Source organism: Streptomyces sp. 3-6 (assembly GCF_056323165.1).
In genome coordinates this window covers 1-22,768 of record NZ_JBWHZP010000009.1, presented here as the reverse complement: position 1 = coordinate 22,768, position 22,768 = coordinate 1, and the positions used below count along the sequence as shown (strand labels likewise).

At 74.5% G+C, this 22,768-nt stretch carries 15 protein-coding genes; 10 read left to right on the top strand and 5 right to left on the bottom strand.

Annotation, left to right across the window (positions count from 1 at the left end; all coding sequences use genetic code 11):
- The first annotated feature begins 6 nt into the window (after nt 1-6).
- The 5 genes from AC02VZ_RS13915 to AC02VZ_RS13895 all read left to right on the top strand — a co-directional run bounded on the left by AC02VZ_RS13915 (nt 7) and on the right by AC02VZ_RS13895 (nt 7,900).
- The gene (locus AC02VZ_RS13915) at nt 7-1,419 is read left to right on the top strand and encodes an ABC transporter substrate-binding protein (RefSeq protein WP_476475463.1); all 1,413 of its coding nucleotides are present in this window, start codon (nt 7-9) and stop codon (nt 1,417-1,419) included.
- A gap of 6 nt (nt 1,420-1,425) precedes the next feature.
- On the top strand, nt 1,426-2,775 hold the full coding sequence (locus AC02VZ_RS13910; protein ID WP_476475462.1) for a carbohydrate ABC transporter permease: 1,350 nt from the start codon (nt 1,426-1,428) through the stop codon (nt 2,773-2,775).
- Nucleotides 2,772-3,686 (top strand): carbohydrate ABC transporter permease, encoded by a 915-nt coding sequence (locus AC02VZ_RS13905; protein ID WP_476475461.1) that lies wholly within the window; start codon nt 2,772-2,774, stop codon nt 3,684-3,686. The genes AC02VZ_RS13910 and AC02VZ_RS13905 overlap by 4 nt, the downstream gene beginning before the upstream one ends.
- Nucleotides 3,687-3,833: 147 nt before the next feature.
- Complete coding sequence (locus AC02VZ_RS13900) at nt 3,834-6,131, top strand: bifunctional glycosyltransferase/CDP-glycerol:glycerophosphate glycerophosphotransferase (RefSeq protein WP_476475460.1); 2,298 nt, start codon at nt 3,834-3,836, stop codon at nt 6,129-6,131.
- A gap of 209 nt (nt 6,132-6,340) precedes the next feature.
- Nucleotides 6,341-7,900, top strand: coding sequence for a hypothetical protein (locus AC02VZ_RS13895; RefSeq protein WP_476475459.1), 1,560 nt, complete (start codon nt 6,341-6,343; stop codon nt 7,898-7,900).
- Nucleotides 7,901-8,120: 220 nt separating this feature from the next.
- Here AC02VZ_RS13895 and AC02VZ_RS13890 read toward each other — a convergent pair whose 3' ends face one another.
- Nucleotides 8,121-8,534 carry an organic hydroperoxide resistance protein gene (locus tag AC02VZ_RS13890; RefSeq protein ID WP_432055080.1) on the bottom strand — a complete coding sequence of 138 codons (414 nt, stop codon included), beginning with the start codon at nt 8,532-8,534 and terminating at the stop codon, nt 8,121-8,123.
- A gap of 134 nt (nt 8,535-8,668) precedes the next feature.
- On the opposite strand from AC02VZ_RS13890, the gene AC02VZ_RS13885 reads away from it, so the two are divergent.
- Complete coding sequence (locus AC02VZ_RS13885; RefSeq protein ID WP_476475458.1) at nt 8,669-9,175, top strand: MarR family winged helix-turn-helix transcriptional regulator; 507 nt, start codon at nt 8,669-8,671, stop codon at nt 9,173-9,175.
- Between the two features lie 201 nt (nt 9,176-9,376).
- The gene (locus tag AC02VZ_RS13880; RefSeq protein ID WP_476475457.1) at nt 9,377-11,011 is read left to right on the top strand and encodes a glycosyltransferase family 2 protein; all 1,635 of its coding nucleotides are present in this window, start codon (nt 9,377-9,379) and stop codon (nt 11,009-11,011) included.
- Nucleotides 11,012-11,215: 204 nt separating this feature from the next.
- Here AC02VZ_RS13880 and AC02VZ_RS13875 read toward each other — a convergent pair whose 3' ends face one another.
- Nucleotides 11,216-11,854, bottom strand: coding sequence for a TetR/AcrR family transcriptional regulator (locus AC02VZ_RS13875; RefSeq protein ID WP_476475456.1), 639 nt, complete (start codon nt 11,852-11,854; stop codon nt 11,216-11,218).
- Nucleotides 11,855-11,977: 123 nt separating this feature from the next.
- Here AC02VZ_RS13875 and AC02VZ_RS13870 point away from each other — a divergent pair, with 123 nt between their 5' ends.
- On the top strand, nt 11,978-12,907 hold the full coding sequence (locus AC02VZ_RS13870) for an ABC transporter permease (protein ID WP_476475455.1): 930 nt from the start codon (nt 11,978-11,980) through the stop codon (nt 12,905-12,907).
- Nucleotides 12,900-13,757 (top strand): ABC transporter ATP-binding protein, encoded by an 858-nt coding sequence (locus AC02VZ_RS13865; RefSeq protein WP_476475454.1) that lies wholly within the window; start codon nt 12,900-12,902, stop codon nt 13,755-13,757. The genes AC02VZ_RS13870 and AC02VZ_RS13865 overlap by 8 nt, the downstream gene beginning before the upstream one ends.
- Nucleotides 13,758-14,244: 487 nt before the next feature.
- On the opposite strand, the gene AC02VZ_RS13860 is transcribed toward AC02VZ_RS13865, so the two are convergent.
- The 3 genes from AC02VZ_RS13860 to AC02VZ_RS13850 all read right to left on the bottom strand — a co-directional run bounded on the left by AC02VZ_RS13860 (nt 14,245) and on the right by AC02VZ_RS13850 (nt 21,420).
- Nucleotides 14,245-19,176 carry an NAD-glutamate dehydrogenase gene (locus AC02VZ_RS13860; protein WP_476475453.1) on the bottom strand — a complete coding sequence of 1,644 codons (4,932 nt, stop codon included), beginning with the start codon at nt 19,174-19,176 and terminating at the stop codon, nt 14,245-14,247.
- An 861-nt stretch (nt 19,177-20,037) separates the two neighbouring features.
- A complete protein-coding gene (locus tag AC02VZ_RS13855; protein WP_432058583.1) occupies nt 20,038-20,709 on the bottom strand; it encodes an HAD family hydrolase in 672 nt (223 codons plus the stop codon).
- A gap of 168 nt (nt 20,710-20,877) precedes the next feature.
- Nucleotides 20,878-21,420, bottom strand: a complete 543-nt coding sequence (locus tag AC02VZ_RS13850; RefSeq protein WP_432058584.1) for a DUF6912 family protein — start codon at nt 21,418-21,420, stop codon at nt 20,878-20,880.
- Between the two features lie 376 nt (nt 21,421-21,796).
- On the opposite strand from AC02VZ_RS13850, the gene AC02VZ_RS13845 reads away from it, so the two are divergent.
- The gene (locus AC02VZ_RS13845) at nt 21,797-22,627 is read left to right on the top strand and encodes an Rv3235 family protein (protein ID WP_476475452.1); all 831 of its coding nucleotides are present in this window, start codon (nt 21,797-21,799) and stop codon (nt 22,625-22,627) included.
- Nucleotides 22,628-22,768 lie beyond the last annotated feature (141 nt).

Genomic DNA, 22,768 nt, shown 5'->3' with positions numbered 1-22,768 from the left:
GCAGTGATGCGCAGGACGAGCAGGATCATCGGCATACGCACGTTGCCCGGAACCCCCACGGCGCCCTCCCGCGCCCGCCGCTCCACGCGGGCGGCGGCCGCCCTGGCGGCGGGGGTGCTCGCGGTCTCGCTCACCGCGTGCGGAGGCGGGGACGACGGCGACGACGAACCGGGCGGGGCCGAGGAGACCGGCTCCACCGTCACCCTCCCGAAGCTGGACGGGGAGAAGCTCGAAGTGGCCGCCGTGTGGACCGGCGCCGAGCAGGCCAACTTCAAGAAGGTCCTCGCGGAGTTCGAGAAGCGCACCGGCGCCGAGGTGACGTTCGTGCCCGCCCAGGACCCGATCATCAACTTCCTCGGCTCGAAGATCGCGGGCGGGGCCCCGCCGGACGTGGCGATGCTGCCGCAGCCCGGCGCCATCAAGCAGGCGGTGGAGAAGAAGTGGGCCAAGCCGCTGGGCGCCGAGGCGAAGGCGGAGCTGGCCAAGAACTACTCCCAGGGCTGGCAGGACATCGGCTCGGTCGACGGCGAGCAGTACGGCGTCTACTACAAGGCCGCCAACAAGTCGCTGATCTGGTACAACGCCCAGGTCTTCGAGAACGCGGGCGCGAGCGAGCCCAAGACCTGGGACGAGCTGCTCACCACCGCGCAGACGGTGTACGACTCCGGGGTCACCCCGTTCTCGGTCGCCGGGGCGGACGGCTGGACGCTGACGGACTGGTTCGAGAACATCTACCTCTCGCAGGCCGGCCCGGAGAAGTACGACCAGCTCGCCGCGCACGAGATCAAGTGGACCGACCCGTCCGTGAAGGACGCGCTGACCACCCTGGCGGAGATCTGGGGCAAGAAGGACTACGTCGCGGGCGGCCCGTCCGGCGCGCTGCAGACGGAGTTCCCGGCCTCCGTGACGCAGACGTTCACCGGCGGCGACCAGCCCGAGGCGGGCATGGTCTACGAGGGCGACTTCGTCCAGGTCAACATCGCCGAGACCGAGGCGGAGATCGGCACCGACGCGAAGGTCTTCCCGTTCCCCGCGGTCGGTGACACCGCGCCGGTGGTGTCCGGCGGCGACGCGGCGGTGATCCTGGAGGACTCCGAGGCGGCGCAGGCCCTGGTGACCTTCCTCGCCTCCCCGGACGCGGCGAGCATCCAGGCCAAGCTGGGCGGCTACCTCTCGCCGAACAAGAACGTGCCCAACTCGGCCTACCCCAACGACGTGCAGCGCCGGACGGCCCAGGCGCTCGTCGACGCCGGCGACGACTTCCGCTTCGACATGTCCGACCAGGCGCCGCAGGCGTTCGGCGGCACGCCCGGCAAGGGCGAGTGGAAGGCGCTGCAGGACTTCCTGAAGGACCCGTCGGACATCGCCGGCACCCAACGGCAGCTGGAGGCCGACGCGGCCGCGGCGTACGGGAACTGATCCGGCATGACGTCGGTCGAGACGGCGGGGGCGCCCGGTGCGGCCCCCGCCGCCCCCAGGTCGCGCAGGAGCGTCACCGGCACCCGCAGGACCGTCGCGGCGCTGTTCCTGCTGCCCGCGCTGGCCCTGCTCGGCGCGCTCGTGGTCTACCCGATCGGGTACTCCGTCGTCCGCAGCTTCTACGACCAGTCCGGTGACGGGTTCGCCGGACTCGACAACTACCGGGCGCTGTTCACCGACGACGGCATCCGCACGGCGCTGAAGAACAACGTGATCTGGGTGGTGTTCGCCCCGACGGTCGCCACCGCGCTGGGCCTGATCTTCGCGGTGCTGACCGAACGGATCCGCTGGGGCACGGCGTTCAAGCTCGTCGTCTTCATGCCGATGGCGATCTCGATGCTGGCCGCCGGGATCATCTTCCGGCTGGTTTACGACCAGGAGCCGGACAAGGGCGTCGCCAACGCGGTGTGGGTCGGGGTGCACGACACCTTCGCCCAGTCCTCCGCGTTCCCCAAGGCGCACCCGGGCCGTGAGTCGCCGCTGGAACCGGCCGGCGGGGGCGCCTTCGTCACCACGGCGACGGTGAGCCCGGGCGACGTGGTCGCCCTGCCGCTGGTGGGCGTGGCCCCGGACATGATGCCGGACGACGCCGTCCGGGCGAAGGCGGCGACGCCGGATCCGGACCGGATCACCGGCACGACCTGGCAGGACTTCACCCGGGGCAAGGGCGTCGGCACCCTCAACGAGGTCGACGCCTCGGAGCTGGGGTATCCGGGGATGCGGATCGAGGCGGTCCGGGACGGCGAGGTGGTGGAGAGCACCACGGCCGCCGCCGACGGCACCTTCTCGCTGTCCGCGAAGGCGGACGGCGCGCGGCTGCGGCTGCCCGCGAGCAACTTCGCGGCTCCCTACAACGGCGTGGACTGGCTCGGCCCGGCGCTGGTCACCCCGTCGATCATCGGCTCCTACATCTGGATGTGGACCGGTTTCGCGATGGTGCTGATCGCCGCCGGACTCGCCGGGATGCCGCGGGAGCTGCTGGAGGCCGCCCGGGTCGACGGCGCCAACGAGTGGCAGGTGTTCCGGCGGATCACGGTGCCGATGCTGGCGCCCGTCCTGGCGGTGGTGGTCGTCACCCTGATGATCAACGTGCTGAAGGTCTTCGACCTGGTGTTCATCATCGCCCCCGGCTCCTCCCAGGACGACGCCAACGTCCTCGCGCTGGAGCTGTACCGCCAGGGCTTCTCCGCCGACCAGCCGGGGATCGCCAGCGCCATCGCGGTGTTCCTGCTGCTGCTGGTGATCCCGGTGATGTGGTTCAACGTCCGCAGACTGCGGCGGGAGGTCAGGCGATGACCGTGAAGGCCGACCCTCCGGTGACGGCGTCCCCCGCTCCGGAACCCGCCCGCGCGGCCGGGGAGCCGCTGGGGTCCCGGCTCGCCCGGTGGGTGAGCGGCGGGGCGGTGCGGGTCTTCCTGATCGTGGTGGGGCTGTTCTGGCTGGTGCCCACCGTCGGGCTGCTGCTGGCGAGTCTGCGCACCCCCCGGGACATGGCCTCCAGCGGCTGGTGGACGGTGTTCACCGAGCCCTCCCAGATCACCTTCGGCGCCTACGAGACGCTGCTGGGCAACGACGACATCACCGGCTCCCTGCTCAACACGGTGCTGATCACGGTGCCCGCGACCGTGCTGGTCGTCGTCATCGGCGCCCTGGCGGGCTACGCCTTCGCCTGGATGGAGTTCCCGGGCCGGGACTGGTGGTTCCTCGCCGTGGTGGGGCTGCTGGTGGTGCCGGTCCAGGTGGCGCTGATCCCGATCGCCGAACTCTTCGGCCGCATCGGGGTGTTCGGCTCGGTGATCGGCGTGATCCTGTTCCACGTCGGCTTCGGCCTGCCGTTCGCGGTGTTCCTGCTGCGGAACTTCTTCGCGGAGATCCCCCGGGAACTGCTGGAGGCGGCCCGGCTGGACGGCGCCGGTGAACTGCGCCTGTTCGCCCGGGTGGTGATGCCGCTCGCCGGTCCGGCGGTGGCCTCGCTCGGCATCTTCCAGTTCCTGTGGGTGTGGAACGACCTGCTGGTGGCGCTGATCTTCTCCGACTCGGGGAGCCAGCCGATCACGGTCGCCCTGCAGACGCAGGTCCGGCAGTTCGGCAACAACATCGACGTGCTGGCGCCGGGCGCGTTCATCTCGATGGCGATCCCGCTGGTGGTGTTCTTCGCCTTCCAGCGGCAGTTCGTGTCCGGGGTGATGGCGGGCGCGGTGAAGTAGCGCACGCGGCGACGCACCGGGGGGCGGACCGCCGAAGGTCCGCCCCTTCGGGTGAGCGGATTCCCCCGGATGCCGCAGCGGGCAGTAACCACATCGGCCCAATGGCCGTTCCCGGGCCGAACGTCCGCAGCGACCGTTGGATGGCCCGTGCCCAGGTTCAGTGTCATTGTCCCCGCGTACCAGGTCCAGGCGTACCTCTCCGAGTGCCTGGATTCGGTGCTGTCCCAGTCGTACCCGGATCTCGAACTGATCGCGGTCGACGACGCCTCACCCGACGCGTGCGGCGCCCTGATCGACGCGTTCGCCGCCCGCGACCCGCGCGTGCGGGCCGTGCACCTGCCGCGGAACACCGGCCCCGGCCCCGCCCGCAACGCCGGGATCGAGCGCGCCACGGGCGACTACCTGCTGTTCCTCGACGGCGACGACACCCTCGCCCCGGAGGCGCTGCTCGCGCTCGCCGACCGGCTGAAGGAGACCGAGGAGCCGGACGTCCTGGTCTACGGCCACGCGCGCACGCACTGGTCCGGCCAGGCCCCCGTCGGCCGGGCGGGCGCCGGACCGCTCACCGAGTGCGGTCCGGCCCCGTTCCGGCTGGCGGACCGGCCGGCGCTGCTGACCCTGCCGGCGGTGGCCTGGGACAAGGCGTACCGGCGGGAGTTCGTCGAGCGGGAGGGCCTCGCGTTCCCGCCCGGCCTGCACCAGGACGCGCCGTGGACGTACCCGGTGCTGATGACGGCGCGGACGGTCGCCACCCTGGACCGGGTGTGCGTGCGCCACCGGCAGCGGCGCGTCGGCGGCCTGATGCGCACCGCCGGTGAACGGCACTTCGACGTGTTCGACCAGTACGACCGGGTCTTCGCCTTCCTCGACGAGCGGCCGGACCTGGCGCGCTGGCGGCCGGTGCTGTTCCGCCGCATGGTCGACCACCTGACGGCCGTGTACGCGCACCGCGACCGGCTGCCGCGGGGCGCGCGGGGCACGTTCCTGCGCCGGGCGCGCTCCCACTACCGCCGCCACCGCACGCCCGGCGCGTCCGTCCCCGCCGGGGCCCGGGTGCGGCACACCGTGCTCCGCTTCGGCCTGCGCCGCACCCACGCGGCCCTGCGCCTGGCCTCGGCCCTGCGGCGCGGTACGGCCCGGCGCGCCGGCCGGCTGCTGCGCGCGCTGCGCAGCGCGGCCCTGCGGCTGCACTACCGCACCCAGCGGCTGCTCCCACTGCGCACCGACCTCGCGGTGTTCAGCTCCGGGGACGGGCACGGGCACGGCGGCGACCCGGGGGCGCTGGAGTCCGCGTTCCGCTCCCTGGCGCCCCACATCCGCACCGCCTGGATCTCCCGGCCCGAGCACCTGCACACCGTCCCGCCGGGCGCGCGCCGCCTGGGGCCGGGCACCGCCGCGTACTGGACGGCCCTGGCCCGCGCCGCCCACCTGGTGAGCGACACCGCCTTCGACCCGCGCCTGGTCAAGCGCAGGGGCCAGGTGCTGGTGCAGACGCGGCAGGGCACCCCGTTCGCCCGTACCGGCACGGACCTGCGGGAACGCCCGGCGGCGGCCTCCGAGGCCGGACTCGACGCGCTGCTGGAGGACGCGGGCCGGTGGGACTACCTGGTCTCCGCGAACCTGCACTCCACGCTCACCTTCGAGCGGACCCTCCCGGGCGGCTACACGGTGCTGGAGTACGGCCGGCCGCGCGCCGACCGCCTCCACACGGCGACCGCGGCGGACGTGGCCCGGCTGCGGGACGCGCTCGGCGTCCCGGACGGCGCGGTGGCGCTCCTGTACGCGCCCGCCGACCGCGACTACCGCCACCCCCGGGCCCCGCTGCTGGACCTGGAGCGCCTGGCCCGCCGGCTCGGTCCGCGCTTCGTGATCCTGGACCGCTCCCCCGCCGGCCACGACGCCCCTCCGCTCGCCGCCACCGGCCGGGTGCTGGACGTCTCCGGGCATCCCCACGTGGAGACCCTCTGTCTGGCCTCGGACGTGCTGGTGACCGACTACGCGCCGCTGATGGCCGACTACGCCGGGCTGGACCGTCCGATCGTGCTGTACGTGCCCGACCGGGAGGCGTTCGAAGCCACCCGGGGCACCGTCCTCGACCCGTGCACGTTCCCACCCGGCGCGGTGGCGCGCAGTGCGGACGAGCTGGCGGACGTCTTCGCCACCGGCCACTGGCGCGGCTCCCGTTCGGACGAGCTGCGGGCCGCGTTCCGGGCCCGGTTCTGCCCGCACGACGACGGCCACGCCGCCGAACGCGTGGTGCGCCGGGTGCTGTTCGGGGAGGACGGACTGCCGGTGGTCGTGCCGCCCGGGGAGCGCCACCCGGCGCCGTCGCCGTCCGCCGCGCGCGCCCCGCTCACCACGGTGCCGGCGCCCGTCCCGGCCGGGGACGTGGCCGTGCCGGAGCCCCGGCCCGCCCTGCTGCTGGCCGCCGCCGACCGCGGCTGACCAGCCCCGGCGGGCCGCCGTGCGCCCCGGCCCCTCCCGGCCGGCCCCGGGCCGCCCGCCCACCCGGCGGCCCACGGGGCGTCCGGGCCGGGCCGCCACGGCGGCCTGGGGCCGCCCTCACCCGATGAGGTGAGGGCGGGTCAGGGGACCGGGCCGGACGGGAAGGTACGGCAGATGCCCCCCGTCTCCCGACCGACCCGCCCGAGCCGGTGACCCCCGCGGTCCTGGCCCGGCGTGCCCTGACCGGGGCCACGGCGCTGCGCGGCGGCCACTCGTGGCGGCCCACGCCGTACCAGCTGGCCGGCCTGCTGTGCTGGCTCGCGCTGTCCCTGGCGTTCTGGGCGGTGCCGCTGTGCTGCGACGCCGGACTGCACGCGGCGGCCGTGGAACGCCTGCGGGACGACCTGCTGCACCCGCGGCACCCGACGGCCGCCCTGCCGGGCGCGGGCAGCCCGGCCTACTCGCCGTACTCCCTGGCCCAGGGTGCCGTCGCCCGGCTGACCGGACTGGGCGGCCGGGAGGTGCTCCGGCTGACCGGGCCGCTGAACCTGCTGGTGCTGATCGTGGGGCTGGGCCGCTTCGTCCGGATGCTGACGCCGCGCCGCTGGGCGCCGGTCCTGGCACTGGTGGCGATGACGTCGTTGTGGGCCGCGGAGGGTGCGGGGTGGAGCGGCGGCCCCGGGCTGCTGCCGCCGGCCGCGACCCTGGCGTACCCGTCGGTGCTCGCCCTCGGGCTGACCTGCTGGGCGTGGGCGCTGACCGGGGCGCGGGCGCGTGACGCGGGCCCCGTGCGCCACGTCGGGCCGTGCGGGCTGCGCGGGCCCTCCGGGTGGGCGGCCCTGGGCGTGCTGTACGGGCTGGTCCTGCTGGTCCACCCGGCCACCGCGCTGGCGGCGGGGCTGGGCGCGGTGGCGCTGGTCGCCGGCGAGCAGCGCGGGTGGCGGCCGGCGGTCGCGGCGCGCTGGGCGCTGACGGGGGCGGTGGCGCTGCTGGCGGGGGCGGTGTGGCCGTACTTCGACGTGTTCGACCCGGCGGTGTGGCGGGACGCGGGCGCGGAGCACCGTCACCTGTACCGGGGGCTCGCCGGGGTGTTCTGGCCGGTGCTGCTGGGGCTCCCGGCGCTGTGGCTGCGGGCGCGGCGGGGGTCGCCGCGCGATCCGCTGGTGCTGATGGCGGTCCTGGGCGGGGCGGTGGCGGCGTACGGCTGGACGTCCGGCCGGCCCGCGGGCGCGCGGGCGCTGGGGCTCGTCGTGGTGGCGGCGCTGTGCGCGCTCGCGGTGGAGCTGGCGGCGCCCCGGCCGTGGCCGGCGGGGCGGCGGGTGCTGTGTGTGGCGGCGGCGGCCGGGTTCTGCGCGGGACTGCTGACCGTGCACGCCGGGGCGGTGGTGCCGCGGGCGCTGGATCCGGTGGGTGCGGTGCAGCTGCCCCGCTGGCCGGACTACACCTGGGCGGTACGGCACATCGGGCGGGGCGAGGCGGTGGTCACGGACGACCCGCGGGCCGCGCTCACGCTCCCCGGGTACGGGGCCGACCTGGCCGCCCCCACCGTGCCGGACCCGGCCCTGGACGAGCTCGAACGGCAGCGGCGGCTGGCCGGTGTCCGGGTCGTGCTCGACCCCGGCTCGACCCGCGCGGAGCGCGCCGGGGTGGTGCGCCGCCTGCGGGTGCGCTGGCTGCTGCTCACCCCGCGCACGCCGGTCCCGCCGGAGGCGGTGGTGGTGACCTGGAGCCCCCGGACGGGGGAGGTGCTGGCCCGCATCGGCGGTTGATCCGTGGGCTCCGGCTCCCGGGGCGCCCGGTCTCGTGGCCGGTGTTCCGGAGGCCGGAGCCGGGGCCTCCGGGGCCCGCAGCCGGTGCTTCGGAGTCCGGGGCCGCGGGTGGGCGCCTCGGGCTCCCAGGGCCACGGGTCGCCGCCTCGGGGCCCCGGGACGGCGGGTCGCGGACCGGGGGCGCCGTCGGACGGGTGGCGCCGCCCCGGTCCGCCGGGGGTCACTCGATGACGAGGTCGACGGGGATGTTGCCGCGGGTGGCGTTGGAGTACGGGCAGACCTGGTGGGCCTGCTCGACCAGCTTGCGCCCGGTCGCCTCGTCCAGGCCGTCGGGCAGCTCGACGCGCAGGGTCACCGCGAGCGCGAAGCCCTCGCCCTGCTTGCCGAGGTCCACCTCGGCGGTCACCGCGGCCTCGCTCACGTCGACCTTGGCGGCCCGGCCGACGACACCGAGGGCGCTGCCGAAGCAGGCCGCGTACCCGGCGGCGAACAGCTGCTCCGGGTTGGTGCCCGTGCCGCTGCCGCCCAGCTCGGTGGGGGCGGTCAGGGCGACGTCGAGCTTGCCGTCGGAGGTGACGGCGCGGCCGTCCCGGCCGTGGGTGGCGGTGGCGACGGCGGTGTAGAGCGCGTCCATGAAGGAACCCTCCGTGGGTGGTTGTCCGGTTCGGGCGGCCGACCGGTGCGTGCTCCCGGCCGCCTCACGACCACGAGTAGAGCACACAATTCAATTGCGCGCAATTGAATGACGGCCGGGGCTACCCTGGAGACATGGCAGCGACCTCCCCACCGGACACCCCGGCCCCCACTCCGGTCCCGGATCCCCAGCACGGCGACTGGCTCCGCCTCGACCAGCAGATCTGCTTCTCCCTGCACGCCGCGTCCCGGGCGTTCAACGGCGTCTACCGGGTGGTGCTCAAGGACCTCGGGCTCACCTATCCGCAGTACCTGGTGATGCTGGTGCTCTGGGAGCACGGCACGCTCCCCGTGAAGCAGCTCGGCGCCCACCTGCGCCTCGACTCCGGCACCCTGTCCCCGCTGCTCAAGCGGCTGGAGGCGGTCGGTCTGGTGGTGCGCGAGCGCAGCGCCCGGGACGAACGCTCGGTGGAGGTGCGGCCGACCGAGGAGGGTGCCGCCCTGCGGGAGCGGGCCCTGCGGGTGCCGCAGCGGGTCACCGCGGCCACCGGTTTCGACCTCGACGGGATCCGGGACCTGCGGGCCCGCCTGGACCACCTCACCGCGGCCCTGGACGCGGCAGCGGCGGCCGAGGACGTGTGACCGGGCCGGAGGGGGACGCCCGACCAGCCCGGACGGGGAGGCCCGATCGGTACCGGAAGGGGGCCCGACCGGCCCCGGAAGGGACGCCCCTCGGTCCCGGAGGGACCCGTGACCGCCCCCGAAGAGGTACGAAACGGCCCGGGGCGGGAAGGAGCCGAGTAACCCGCCCACCCCACCGACCCCCAGCTCCTCAGGAACCCCATGCCTTCCGACCCGCGCCCCGCCTCGTCCACCTCGCCGGCCTCGTCCGCCCCGCCGGCCACCGCATCCGTCGCCGTCGTCGTCCTGGCACGGGACGGCGCACCCGTGGCCGACGCGGTGCGCTCCGCGCTGGACCAGGGACCGGCCGTGCGCGAGGTGATCGTCGTCCCCGGCGCCTCCGGCCGAGGGGACGGGGGCGCCACGCCCCCCGGCGATCCGCGCGTGCGGGTGGTCCGCCACCCCGCCGGCCCCGCCACCCCGCGCGACACCGGGCTCGGCGCGGTGGGCGCGCCGTACGTGATGTTCCTCGACGGCGGCGACCTCCTGCCGCCGGGCGCGGTGGAGGCGCTGCTGCGCGCCGCGACCGCGGCCGACGCCCAGGTGGTGAGCGGCCTGTGCGTCCGGCGGGAGCTGCCCTCGGGCCGCGAGAGCCGGTGGCTGCCCACCCTGTACGCCGCCCCGGCCGTGCTCCCCGAACCGGAGCGGCAGCCGCGCCTGGTCCACGACACCCTGTACGTCAACAAGCTGTACGCCACCGCCTTCCTGCGCGAGCACGGCATCCGCTTCCCCGAGGGCCGCCCCACCCACGAGGACCCCGTCCTCACCGCGCGCGTGTGGGCGGCACGGCCGCGGACCGCGCTGATCCCGGACCGGGTCTACCTCTGGCAGGTGGACCGGTCCGCCGGCCCCGCCGCCCCGGCCGGAGAGGCCGACACCGTGGACCTCGACGCCTGGCGCGCCCGCACCGGCGCCTGCCGGGAGGCCCACACGACGCTGCTGGAGGCCGGGCAGACGCGGCTGGCCCGGGCGGTCCGGGCCGGCTTCCTCGACCACGACCTGCGCAGGTCCGTACGGGAGCTGCCACAGCACGACGACACCCACCGGCGCGCCTGGTGGGCGCACACCCGCGCCTTCCTGTCCGGGTTCGACGCCGCCGACTGGGACCGCGACCCGGTCGCGCCGGGACGGCTGATCGGCCGCGTGCTGCTGGCCTCCACCGAGCCCCGCGACCTCGACCGCCTCCGTGAACTGGCCGCCCGCCCGGCCCGGCTGCTCCCGCCCTACGCCCACACCGAGGACGGCACACCCTGCTGGTCCGAGGACCTGCCCGGCATCGCGCTGGACGGGCTGCTGACCCGGCCGGTCGCCCTGCTCCCGCTCGCGGTCGACGCGGAGCTGCGCCTCACCGCGCGGTCCGGCACGCTGCGGCTGCGCCTGCACGACCTGTACGGGCGGGTGGAGCTGGTGGGGGCGCTGGCGGTGGACGTGGAGTGGCGGCACCGGGGGCCGGAGGGCGCGGCCGTCCGCCGTACCGTGCCGCTGCGGGCGTCGACCGAGGGCGGCTGGACCGCGGAGACGCCCGTCCGCCCGAGCCGGCTGGCCGCGCTCGGCCCCGGCGCCTGGGACCTGCGGCTGCGGCTGCGCTTCCGGGACGGCTCGGACCGGGAGGTCACCGCGCACGCGGTCGACGGCCCCGGCCTGCTGGACCGCCGGGTGCTGCCGAGCCGCCGGCACGGGGTGCTGCTGGTCCGGCCGTACGCCACGCACTCCGGGTCCCTCGCCGTGCGAGTGGCGGCCGGGGTGCACGGGCTCGCCGCGGTCACCCGCGCGCGGGTACGGCGCCTGGTCCACTGAGGCCGACGGCGACCGCGGGACGCCGGCCTCGGCCGAACTCCGGGGTCCGTCGGTCCCGGGGCACCTGGGCCCCCGCGCCACAGGGATCTGGGGTCCATAGCGCCCGTGGTCCCCACGAGCCGGGGATGTGGGGCCGTCAGGCCTGGGCCCCCACGAGCCGGGGATGCGGGGTCCGTCAGGCCCGGGGCCCCGGTGTCCCCCGCGTCACAGTGCCTTCAGCGCCGCCGTCGTGGCCCGGGTCAGGGCCGTCAGGTATCCCTGGGGCGGCTTCGGGCCGCGGATGACGACGGAGCGCCAGTACAGCGGGCCGGAGATCAGGTCGAGGGCCAGGGCGTGGTCGAGGCCGGGGGCGAGTTCGCCGCGCTCCTGGGCCGCCGTGACGATGCCCCGGGCCACGCCGTCCTGGCCCTCCCGCAGCGCCTTCTGCAGGGCCTCGGCGATCTCGGGGTTGCGGGCCGCCTCGGCCTGGAGGTCGGGGAGGATCTGGCTGGCGACGGGGTGGCGCAGGGCGCGGGCGGTGACCTCGTACAGCAGGCGCAGGTCGCCCTCCAGCGAGCCGGTGTCCGGGGCGGGCAGCCCCTGGACGGCGAGCGCGGAGACGAGGTCGAGGACGAGGTGCAGCTTGGAACGCCAGCGGCGGTAGACCGCTGTCTTGCCGACCCCCGCGCGGCGGGCGATGCCCTCGATGGACATCCGCGCGTAGCCGACGGCGGCCAGTTCCCCGAAGACGGCGGACCGGATCGCCTCCGTCACGTCCTCCCGCAGGACGGCGGCCCCGGCGGGGGCCCGCCGGCGCGGACGCGGCTGGGGCTCCTCGGCGTTCGTCGTCATGCGGACCAGCATAGGGCGTGACGACGATACGGTTGCGTTCCGACGTGCATTCGACTTACTCTCGCGTGGCGACGATACGGTGCCGTCCCGACGCGTCGCCCCTCGCGCCCCCGCCCCCTAGCGAAAGCAGCGGATGTGAGTCAGGCCCTCCACACACCGCCCCCCGCACCCCCGGGCCGCCCGGCCGGCGGGGACGACCTCGCGGCCCTGGCCGCCCGGCACGGCCTCAGCGTCAGCGGCGCCCGGCCGTCCCTGCCGGAGTACGTCCGTCAGCTGTGGGGGCGGCGGCACTTCATCCTGGCGTTCTCCCAGGCCAAGGTGACGGCCCAGTACAGCCAGGCCAAGCTGGGCCAGCTGTGGCAGGTCGCGACGCCCCTGCTGAACGCGGCCGTCTACTTCTTCATCTTCGGCCTGCTGCTCGGCGCCCGGCGGGGCATCCCGAGCGAGATGTACGTGCCGTTCCTGGTGACCGGCGTGTTCGTGTTCACCTTCACCCAGAGCTCGGTGCTGGCCGGCGTGCGGGCGATCTCCGGCAACCTGGGGCTGGTGCGGGCGCTGCACTTCCCGCGCGCCTCGCTGCCGATCTCGTTCGCCCTCCAGCAGCTCCAGCAGCTGCTGTTCTCCATGATCGTGCTGGTCGTGGTGGTGATGGCGTTCGGGTCCCTGCCGTCCTGGTCCTGGCTGCTGGTGGCGCCCGCGCTGCTGCTGCAGTTCGTCTTCAACACCGGCCTGGCCCTGATCTTCGCCCGGCTGGGCAGCCGCACCCCCGACCTCGCCCAGCTGATGCCGTTCGTGCTGCGCACCTGGATGTACGCCTCGGGCGTGATGTTCAGCATCCCGGCGATGCTCGCCGACAAGAACGTGCCCGCCTGGCTGGCCGACGTGCTCCAGTGGAACCCGGCGGCCGTCTACATGGACCTGGTCCGCTTCGCCCTGATCGACGGCTACGGTTCCTCCTACCTGCCCGCGCATGTCTGGGCCTTCGGCCTCGGCTGGGCCCTGCTGGCCGGCGGGATCGGGTTCGTCTACTTCTGGAAGGCTGAGGAGACCTACGGCCGTGGCTGAGCACACCGACGAGAAGATCCCCACCGTGATCGCCGACGGCGTGGACATCGTCTACGAGGTCAACGGCACCGGCGCCGGGCGCGGCTCCGCCACCGCCGCCCTGAACCGCATCCTGCGCCGCGAGAAGGCCCGCAAGGCGGCCGGTGTGCGCCGGGTGCACGCCGTGCGCAACGTGTCGTTCGTGGCGTACCGGGGCGAGGCCATCGGCCTCATCGGCTCCAACGGCTCCGGCAAGTCGACCCTGCTCAAGGCCGTCGCCGGGCTCCTGCCGGTGGAGAACGGCCGCATCTACACCGACGGCCAGCCCTCCCTCCTCGGCGTCAACGCCGCCCTGATGAGCGACCTGACGGGCGAGCGCAACGTCCACCTGGGCGGCCTCGCGATGGGCATGACCCGTGAGCAGATCCGTGCGCGCTACCAGGAGATCGTCGACTTCTCCGGCATCAACGAGAAGGGCGACTTCATCACCCTGCCGATGCGCACCTACTCCTCCGGCATGGCCGCCCGCCTGCGGTTCTCCATCGCCGCCGCCAAGGACCACGACGTGCTGCTCATCGACGAGGCGCTGGCCACCGGTGACCGGTCCTTCCGCAAGCGGTCGGAGGCCCGGATCCGGGAGCTGCGCGAGCAGGCCGGCACGGTCTTCCTGGTCAGCCACAACAACAAGACGATCCGCGACACCTGCGACCGCGCGCTCTGGCTGGAGCGCGGCGAGCTGCGCATGGACGGGCCGACCGAGGAAGTCCTCGCGGAGTACGAGAAGTTCACCGGCGACACCGGCGAACGCCCCCGCAAGGCCCGCCCCAAGACGGCCAAGCCGGCGCCGAAGGCCGTGACCGCCGACGCCTGACCGGCTCGCGGGCGGATGGGGACGTGGGCCGTGCCGGGCTGTCCGCCTCGGCCCGGCCCACGTCCGTGTCCGCCCTTCCGGTGCGGTGGAGCCCGCGGGTCCGTGACGGGGTCCACCCCACCCGGGCGGCTGCCCACCGCGCCCCGGCCGCGCCCCGGCCGTGGGCCGTCGGCGGCGGCCACGGAGCACGGGGCGCCGCTCGACGGTGACCGGCCTCAGGGGCCGCCGCTCGACGACGACCGGCCTCAAGGGCCGCCCTTCGACGGCCGCCGGTCGCCGTCCCACCGGTCGCCGCCGTCGCACCGGTCGCCGCCGTAACACCGGGTGGCCGGCCCGCCCCCGGGACCCCGTCGCCGTCCTGGCCCGGTCCCGCGCCCGCGCCGGCCGGGACCACCGCCCGCAACGCCACCGGGACCCACCGCCCGCACACGCCACGGGGGCGCCCCCTGGCCGCAACGGCCCGGAGCGCCCCCGTCACACGGCTGCGTCAGGAGTGGGTGCGCAGCAGCGTCCGCATGGTCCGCATGGCCACCGACAGGTTGGCCAGGTCGAACGTGTCGGAGCTCTGGATCTCCTCCAGCGTGGTGCGCGCGCGGCCCAGCAGTGCCGCGTTCCGCTCCTCCCAGACCTCGAAGCGCCGGCTCGGCGTCGACGTGCCGTCGCCGACCGCCAGGACCTCCGCGGTCAGCGACGCGTGCGCGGCGTACAGGTCCTCACGGATCGCGGCGCGGGCCATGGACTGCCAGCGGTCGGTGCGCGGCAGTTCGCTGATGCGGTCCATCAGCCCGGTGATGCGCAGCCGGTCCGCGAGGTCGTAGTACACCTCGGCGACGTCCAGCGGCTCCTTGCCCATCCGGTCGGCCACCGACACGATGTCGAGGGTCGGGAAGGCGGAGGAGAACCCGGCGACGCGGGTGGCGAGTTCGTCGCCCACGCCGACGCCCGTCAGCTCGTCGTGGATCTTCTGGTACCACTCCAGGTCCGCCCCGCGCAGCAGCTTGGGCAGCTGCGACCAGACCTGCTCCACCCGCTCGGAGAAGAAGGACACCGTCTCCCCGAGCTCCAGCGGCTGCGGCCGGTTGTTGAGCAGCCAGCGCGTGCCGCGCTCGACCAGCCGCCGGGAGTGCAGCCGGATGCGGGTCTGGACGTCGGCGTCGACCTTGTTGTCCAGGGCCTCGACCCCGTCCCACACCACCGCGGCGCGGAAGATCGCGCGGGCCGCGGTCTGGGCCCGGACGATCTCCTCCAGCGACGCCCCGGTCTCCTCGCGCATCCGGTGCAGGTACGTCGTACCGCCGGTGTTGACCGTGTCGTTGACCAGGACGGTCGTGGTGATCTCGCGGCGCAGCGGGTGGTTGTCGATCCGGTCCAGGTACCGCTCGCGCAGCGCCGACGGGAAGTAGGCGTGCAGCAGCACCTTCAGGTACGGGTCGTCGGGGAGCGAGGTGTGCAGCAGCTCCTCGGCGACCGTGATCTTCGTGTACGCCAGCAGGACGGCCGTCTCGGGGCCGGTCAGACCCTGCCCGTTGGCGAGCCGCTCGCGGATCTGGCGGTCGGTGGGCAGGAACTCCAGGGCCCGGTCGAGGTGCCCCTCACGCACCAGGTGCTTCAGGAAGCGCTGCTGGGCGTGGAGCATGTCCTTGGACTGGGCCAGGGCGTTGGCGATGGCGGTGTTCTGCGCGTAGTTGCTGCGCAGCACCATCCGGCCGACCTCGTCGGTCATCTCGGCGAGCAGTTTGTTGCGCTGCTTGACGGTCAGGTCGCCGTCCGCGACCAGGCCGTTGAGCAGGATCTTGATGTTCACCTCGTGGTCGGAGGTGTCCACGCCCGCGCTGTTGTCGATGGCGTCGGTGTTGTTCTTGATGCCGTGCAGCGCGGCCTCGATGCGGCCCAGCTGGGTCATGCCCAGGTTGCCGCCCTCGCCGATCACCCGGACCCGCAGGTCCTTGCCGTCGACGCGGATGGCGTCGTTGCCCTTGTCGCCGACGTCCGCGTGGGACTCCGTGGACGCCTTGACGTAGGTGCCGATGCCGCCGTTCCACAGCAGGTCCACCGGCGCCTTGAGGACGGCCCGGATCAGTTCGGGCGGGGTCATCTTGGTGATGCCCTCGTCGATGCCGAGGACCTCGCGCATCTGCGGGCTGACCGGGATCGACTTGGCGGTGCGGGGGAAGATCCCGCCGCCGGGCGACATCAGCGCGGTGTCGTAGTCCGCCCAGGAGCTGCGGGGCAGCTCGAACAGGCGGCGCCGCTCGGCGTAGGAGACGGCCGCGTCGGGGGCCGGGTCGACGAAGATGTGCCGGTGGTCGAAGGCGGCGACCAGGCGGATGTGCTCGCTCAGCAGCATGCCGTTGCCGAACACGTCACCGGACATGTCGCCGATGCCGACGACCGTGAAGTCCTCGCTCTGGGTGTCCACGCCCAGCTCGCGGAAGTGCCGCTTGACGGACTCCCAGGCACCGCGGGCGGTGATGCCCATGCCCTTGTGGTCGTAGCCGGCCGAGCCGCCGGAGGCGAAGGCGTCGCCGAGCCAGAAGTCGTACGACGCGGCGACCTCGTTGGCGATGTCGGAGAACCGCGCGGTGCCCTTGTCGGCCGCGACGACGAGGTAGGTGTCGTCCTCGTCGTGCCGGACGACGTCGGCGGGCGGGACGACCTCGCCGGCCACCATGTTGTCGGTGATGTCCAGCAGCGCCGAGATGAACGTCCGGTACGCGGCGACGCCCTCGGCCATCCAGGCGTCCCGGTCCACGTTGGGGTCGGGGAGCTGCTTGGCGACGAAGCCGCCCTTGGCGCCGACCGGCACGATCACGGTGTTCTTCACCATCTGCGCCTTGACCAGGCCGAGGATCTCCGTGCGGAAGTCCTCCCGGCGGTCCGACCAGCGCAGACCACCGCGGGCGACCTTGCCGTAGCGCAGGTGCACACCCTCGACCCTCGGCGAGTACACCCAGATCTCGAACGCCGGGCGCGGGGCCGGCAGGTCGGGGATGGCCGTGGGGTCGAACTTCATGGCGACGTAGTCGTGCGGACGGCCGTCGCCGGTCTCCTGGAAGAAGTTGGTGCGCAGCGTCGCCTTGATGACGTTGAGGAAGGACCGCAGGATGCGGTCCTCGTCCAGCGAGGCCACCTGGTCGAGCGCGGCGTCGAGCTCCTCCAGCAGGGCGTCCACCAGTTCGTGCCCGGCGCGCTGCCGGTCCGGCGACATCCGGGCCTCGAACAGGGAGACCAGGAGCCGGGTGGTGTGGACGTTGTTGCGGAGGGTGTCCTCCATGTAGTTCTGGCTGAACGTGGAGTTGGCCTGGCGCAGGTACTTGGCGTAGGCGCGCAGGACCACGGCCTGACGCCAGGTCAGGCCGGCGCTCAGCACGAGGGCGTTGAGGCCGTCGTTCTCCGCCTTGCCGGTCCAGGTGGCGGCGAACGCCTCCTGGAACCGCTCGCGGGCGTCGTCGCCGAGGTAGTCGGCGCCCCCGGCGGGTGCCTTGGGCAGGCGCAGGCCGAAGTCGTAGATCCAGGCGATGTCGTGGTCGTCGCAGCGCAGCTCGTAGGGCCGCTCGTCGACGACCTCGACGCCGAGCCGCTGCAGCACGGGCAGCACCGCGGACAGGGAGACCGCCTCGCCCTTGCGGTAGATCTTGAAGCGGCGCTCCTCGGGAGCCGCGCCCACCGGCTCGTACAGGCTCAGCTCGAAGTCGTTGTCCTCGTCGAGCTGTTCGAGGCGGACCAGGTCGGCGACGGCGCTGCGCGGGGTGTGGTCGGCCTTGTAGCCCTCGGTGAAGGCGCCCGCGTAACGGCGCAGCAGCTCGGCGGCGCGCTCCTCGCCGAACTCGGCGGTCAGCGCCTCACCGAAGCCGTCGTGCCAGGAGCGGGCGGCCTCGACCAGCCGGCCCTCGATGCGCTCCTTGTCGCTGTCGGACAGGTGCTTCAGTTCGGTGCCCTGCGGGACCCGGACGACGAAGTGCAGCCGGGAGAGGACCGACTCGGTGTTCCAGGCGGTGAAGTCGACGCTGACGCCGCCGAGTTCCTCCTTGAGGATGTCGATGATCCGCAGGCGGACACCCGTGGTGTAGCGGTCGCGCGGCAGGTAGACCAGGGCGGAGTAGTAGCGCCCGTACTCGTCCTGGCGCAGGTAGAGGCGCAGCCGCCGCCGCTCCTGGAGGTAGAGCACCGAGGTGACGATCGACTGGAGTTCCGCGAGGGGCGTCTGGAACAGCTCGTCGCGCGGGTAGGTCTCCAGGATCTGCAGCAGGTCACGTCCGTCGTGGCTGTGCGGGGAGAACCCGGCGCGCTCCAGGACCTCCTCGACCTTGCGGCGGATCACCGGCACGCGGCGGACGGACTCGGTGTAGGCCGCGGAGGAGAACAGGCCCAGGAAGCGCCGCTCGCCGACGACGTTGCCGTCCGCGTCGAACTTCTTGACGCCGATGTAGTCCAGGTACGACGGCCGGTGCACGGTGGCCCGGCTGTTGGCCTTGGTCAGCACCAGCAGCTTGTGCTCGCGCGCCTTGGCGCGGGCGTCCGCGGGCAGCCGCTCGAAGGACGGGCTGACCGGGTGGCCCTCGGCGGTCGCGTGGGCGGGGTCGGAGCGCAGGATGCCGAGGCCGGTGCCCGGGATGGCGCCGAGGGAGTCGTCGTCGCGCAGCTCGTACTCGCGGTAGCCGAGGAAGGTGAAGTGGTCGTCGGCCAGCCACCGCAGCAGCTCGCGGGCCTCGTCGACCTGCTGCTCGGCGACGTCCCGCGGCATGGGCTCGTCGGGCAGCGCGCCGGCGAGCCGGGTCGCCGCCTCGCGCATCTTGCCCCAGTCCTCGACGGCCTCACGGACGTCGGAGAGCACCCGCAGCAGATCGGCGGTGATCTGCTTGAGGTCGCCGCGGTCGGTCTCGCGGTCGATCTCGACGTGGATCCACGACTCGACGTGGGCGTCGTGCGGGAGGTCCCCGGCCGGCCGGACCGGGCGCACCTCGATCAGTTTGCCGGTGACGTCCCGCCGCACCACCATCTGCGGGTGGATGACGACGTGGATGCCGCGGCCCTGGCGGGTCAGCTCGTTGGTGACGGAGTCGACGAGAAAGGGCATGTCGTCGGTGACGACCTCGACGACGGAGTGGCTGGACGTCCAGCCGTTCTCCTCGACCGTCGGGGTGTGCACCCGGACGTTGGCCGTGCCCTGCGGGCGGTTCTCGGCCAGCCGGTGGTGCGAGACGGCGGCCCCGAAGACGTCGACCGGGTCACGGTCGGTGAGGTCCTCCGGGGCGGTGTGCAGGTAGTAGCGCTGGAGGAACGCGAGCACGGATTCCCGGTCGGGCGTGCTCTGCCCCGTCGTCCCGGTCGGTAGTTTCCCCCCGGCCGGGCTGTTCTCAGCTACCCGGGCGGCCCTTTCGAGCAGCTCGGCCTTGGCTTCGTCCAGCTTGGTCTGCATCGTCCTCTGACTCCTGTCGCGCGCCGTTGCGTGACGTAGAAGGAAATACGGTGCCCGCGCTCGCGGTGTTCGGCCGACACGGCGCGGGATGTCCGGTCCGTACCGACGCTATGCCGCGAGAGGGGTGGAGCGGGGGCTTCTCGGCCGATGTCGGCGCATCCGGCCGGTATGACGCCGCTGAAGGCGTCCTCGGTGGGACGATCCGCGTCCCGGGTGCCCTCCGGGCCCCGTCCCGCTCGTGGGGATCGGCGACCGCCACCCGGTCACGGTTGTGGTCCGTGCTCTCCGGGCGAACAGCGGGGACGTCCATGTCCCCGCGACGTATCGCGCTGATCACGCCACCCAGGCTATCGCCCTTCGCAGGGGGCCCGTCATGAGCCGTATGTGTACAAAACCGGGGGTGGAAGTTTGACGTTTCGCACAGTGTGCCCGGGGAGGGGGATCAGGCATCGCGGGCGCGGGGGGGGGGCGGGCCACGGCGGGTGGGGTGGTGGCGGGTCACGGCCGGCGGGCGGGCGCGGGGCGGGCCATGTCGGGCGGGGGTGTTGCGGGCCACGCCGGCGGGGGGGGGTGGCGGGGCCTCGGGCCGGGGTTCCCGGGCTCGGCCGGGGTTCCCGGGCTGCGGGCGGGCGCCGGGCTCGGGGGGCCTCTTGGGCGGGCGTCGCCCCGGGCGCCTCTTGAGCGGGCGTCCACTCGGGCGCCCCGGGCGGGCGCAGTGACCGTACCGGGTGGCCTCGGGGCGGGCCGGCCCGGCGGACGTGCCCGGCGGACCTGCTCGGCGCGGGCAAACGCCGGAGCGGTTCGGCTCCGCGCCGCCCGGGCACCGGAAGGCTGGGTCCCGCGCCGCTCGGCCCCGGGGGGTCAGGCGGCCAGGCGCTCCGCCTCGGCCACCGCCTCCGCCAGCGTGTCGACGACCGGCACGCCGACGGACTCCAGGCTGGCCCGGCTGTGCGAGCCCCCGGTGTAGAGGACGGCCCGCGCGCCCACGTGCCGGGCCGCCAGCGCGTCGTCGGCGGCGTCCCCGATCACCACCGTGCGCTCCGGGACGATGTCCGTCAGGGCGCCCAGGTGCCGCACCATGTGCTCCGCCTTGCTGCCGCCGGAGGGCCCCGTCCGCCCGTCGACCCGCAGGAAGTGCGGCTCGATGCCGAAGCCGCGCACCAGGGGCACCAGTTCCTCGTGCCCGTACATGCTGAGGATCGACTGGCTGCGGCCCGAGGACGTCCAGCCCGCCAGCAGCTCCGCCACGCCCTCGGCGAGGCCGCACGCCACCCGGTGCTCCGTGTAGTACCGGTGGAAGATCGTGTCCATCCGCTCCCACTCGGCCTCGGTCGGCAGCCGCCCCAGGAGCCGTTCGTAGAACTTCGGCACCGGCACGCAGTACAGCTCCCGGTACCGCTCCAGCGTCAGCGGCTCCAGGCCGAGTTCCGCGAAGGCGGCGTTGGTCGCCCCGATCACGGCGTCGACGTCGTGGAACAGCGTGCCGTTCCAGTCCCAGACGATGTGCGCGTCCCTCTGCGTCTGCGTCCCCATGCAGGAAAAATACCCGGCCGCACCGACATCCGGCACACAGCGGCGGCCGTCCCCGGGGCTGCCGGGACCCGCCTCCGGATCGCGGACGACCACAGCCCGGCCGGGGACGGTGACACACCGGCCGCGGGCCTTACCCGCGGGTCCGCGCTCCGGCGGTGGCCCAAGCGCTCAGTCCCGCCGGTCCGCCCGGTCCCCCCGGTCCACCCGCTCCACCAGGGCCGGGATCTCCTGCGTGGCGAACCAGAGCAGTTCGTGGTCCTCCGCGCCGTCCACGGTGAAACGGGCGTCGTCGTCCCCGGCGTCGGCGGCGGGCAGCGCGTCCGCCGCGGCCGTCACGTCCGCCGCGGCGTCCTCCGCGTCCACGTGCACCGCCGCCGCCTTCGCCAGGGGCACCGGTCCGTCGACCCGCACCTCCCCGAGGGCAGCGGGGTCGAGCCCCCGGTCGGGGTCCACGGACGCCGAGCGGTCGGGGACGTCCACAGCGACGACGACCCGGCGGCGCGGCGCGGCGGGGTCGGCCGCCAGCAGCCGCAGGGAGGCGTGCGCGGCGCGGTTCAGCGCGGCGTACTCCAGCTCCTCGATGTCGTCGGAGAGGTACCACTCGCGCAGGGCCGGCGTGACGGCGTAGGCCACCACGGGACCGTCGCCCAGCTCACCCGCCGCGTGGGCCTCGGCGAGACCGGGAAGGGTCAGGGGGACGTAGACGCGCATGTCGGCCGTTTTCCTGTCTCGAAGCGTTTCCCGGAGCGGGCGGGGTGGGGTGGGGGGCAGGCCGGCGAAGCCGTCCGGCGGGGCCTTCAGGATACGTGCGCGTGTCCCCCATCGAGTCCCTCCCCCGGCGCCCCCGGGCGTCCACTTCCGTCCCGCGCTTCACCCGGTGGTCCCGCCCAAACACGGGCCCGGCCGCCGTCCGGTCACCCGGATAAGTGAATCCCGCGCGGGCCCGAACAGGTCGTGCCTCGTCTTGCCGCCGCGGCTCCGCGCCCCGTACAAGATCCCCAGCCAGGAAGTTACCGCCCGGTACCGCCCCGATCCCCGAGCCGGGGCGCTGCCGGGCCCGTCGAAACGGGGTCCCGTGAACAAGGTCATGACCAGGACGCAGCAGCGCGCCGGCTCCCGTCCGCCCCAGCGCCGCGACCAGCGCCGCCCGCACGGCACCACTCCGCCCCGCACGCCGTCCGGAGGTCCCGCGCGGACCACGTCCCCCGGCGGCGGGAGGCCGGCCGCCACCGCCCCGACCACCCGGCCCGCGGACAACCGGCCCGCCACCGCCGCGACCACCCGCCCCGGCGCCACGGTCCCCGTCCCGCGCCCCACCCGGGTCCCCGCTCCCGCCCGGGCGTCGGACGCCCGGGCGGCCTCCGTACGGGCCGCCCGCGTCCTCGCCGGAGCGCCGGTCCCCGGGTCCGTCCCCGGAACGGGTGCGGACAGGGTTGCCGGGTCCGGCACGCCCGTGGGCGGTGGGCACGGCGTCGGGGGTACGGGGGCCACGGCTCCGGCCCCCGCCGCGCCCGCCGCTCTGCCGAGGGTGCCCGCCCAGGTCCCGCGCAGGCCGCCGGCCGCCGTCCCGCAGCCCCGCCCCACCGACCGGTTCGCCGAGCTGCTGCTCGCCGTCCTCAGCGGGCAGCGCCCCGTCCACGCGATGCTGCGCCACACCGCCGGGCGCGCCTACGACGACCTGGCCCGCCTCGCCGAGGACGGCCCGCTCCTCGCCTTCGGGCACCGCCCGGTGGTCCGGGACATCGGCTACTTCGTGACCTGGGAGGGCGCCCTGGAGGTGTTCGCCCGGATCGGCGCCGGCGACCGGCTGCGCGCCATGGCCTTCCGCCTGGAACGGGGCCGGGACCTCCGCTGGCGCTGCACCGCCGTGGAGCTCGACGGCCCCCGCGCCCGCCGTTCCGCCCACGAGGACGCCTGACGGCCCCCGCGCGTCCGGGTCGTCCGGGTCCGGCCCCGTTACCTTCTAGACGGCCTCGATCATGAGGCTCCCGGCCTTCTGGCCCGGCATGACTTTTGCCCCCTGTCGACCATGACCCGGGGGGTGGTGTCACCGGGCCGG

Excerpts from the sequence above, each read along its gene's own strand:
- AC02VZ_RS13915 (WP_476475463.1), top strand. The coding sequence starts at position 7 with ATGCGCAGGACGAGCAGGATCATCGGCATACGCACGTTGCCCGGAACC.
- AC02VZ_RS13910 (WP_476475462.1), top strand. The coding sequence starts at position 1,426 with ATGACGTCGGTCGAGACGGCGGGGGCGCCCGGTGCGGCCCCCGCCGCC.
- AC02VZ_RS13905 (WP_476475461.1), top strand. The coding sequence starts at position 2,772 with ATGACCGTGAAGGCCGACCCTCCGGTGACGGCGTCCCCCGCTCCGGAA.
- AC02VZ_RS13890 (WP_432055080.1), bottom strand. The coding sequence starts at position 8,534 with ATGGACGCGCTCTACACCGCCGTCGCCACCGCCACCCACGGCCGGGAC.
- AC02VZ_RS13885 (WP_476475458.1), top strand. The coding sequence starts at position 8,669 with ATGGCAGCGACCTCCCCACCGGACACCCCGGCCCCCACTCCGGTCCCG.
- AC02VZ_RS13880 (WP_476475457.1), top strand. The coding sequence starts at position 9,377 with ATGCCTTCCGACCCGCGCCCCGCCTCGTCCACCTCGCCGGCCTCGTCC.
- AC02VZ_RS13875 (WP_476475456.1), bottom strand. The coding sequence starts at position 11,854 with ATGCTGGTCCGCATGACGACGAACGCCGAGGAGCCCCAGCCGCGTCCG.
- AC02VZ_RS13860 (WP_476475453.1), bottom strand. The coding sequence starts at position 19,176 with ATGCAGACCAAGCTGGACGAAGCCAAGGCCGAGCTGCTCGAAAGGGCC.
- AC02VZ_RS13855 (WP_432058583.1), bottom strand. The coding sequence starts at position 20,709 with ATGGGGACGCAGACGCAGAGGGACGCGCACATCGTCTGGGACTGGAAC.
- AC02VZ_RS13850 (WP_432058584.1), bottom strand. The coding sequence starts at position 21,420 with ATGCGCGTCTACGTCCCCCTGACCCTTCCCGGTCTCGCCGAGGCCCAC.
- AC02VZ_RS13845 (WP_476475452.1), top strand. The coding sequence starts at position 21,797 with ATGACCAGGACGCAGCAGCGCGCCGGCTCCCGTCCGCCCCAGCGCCGC.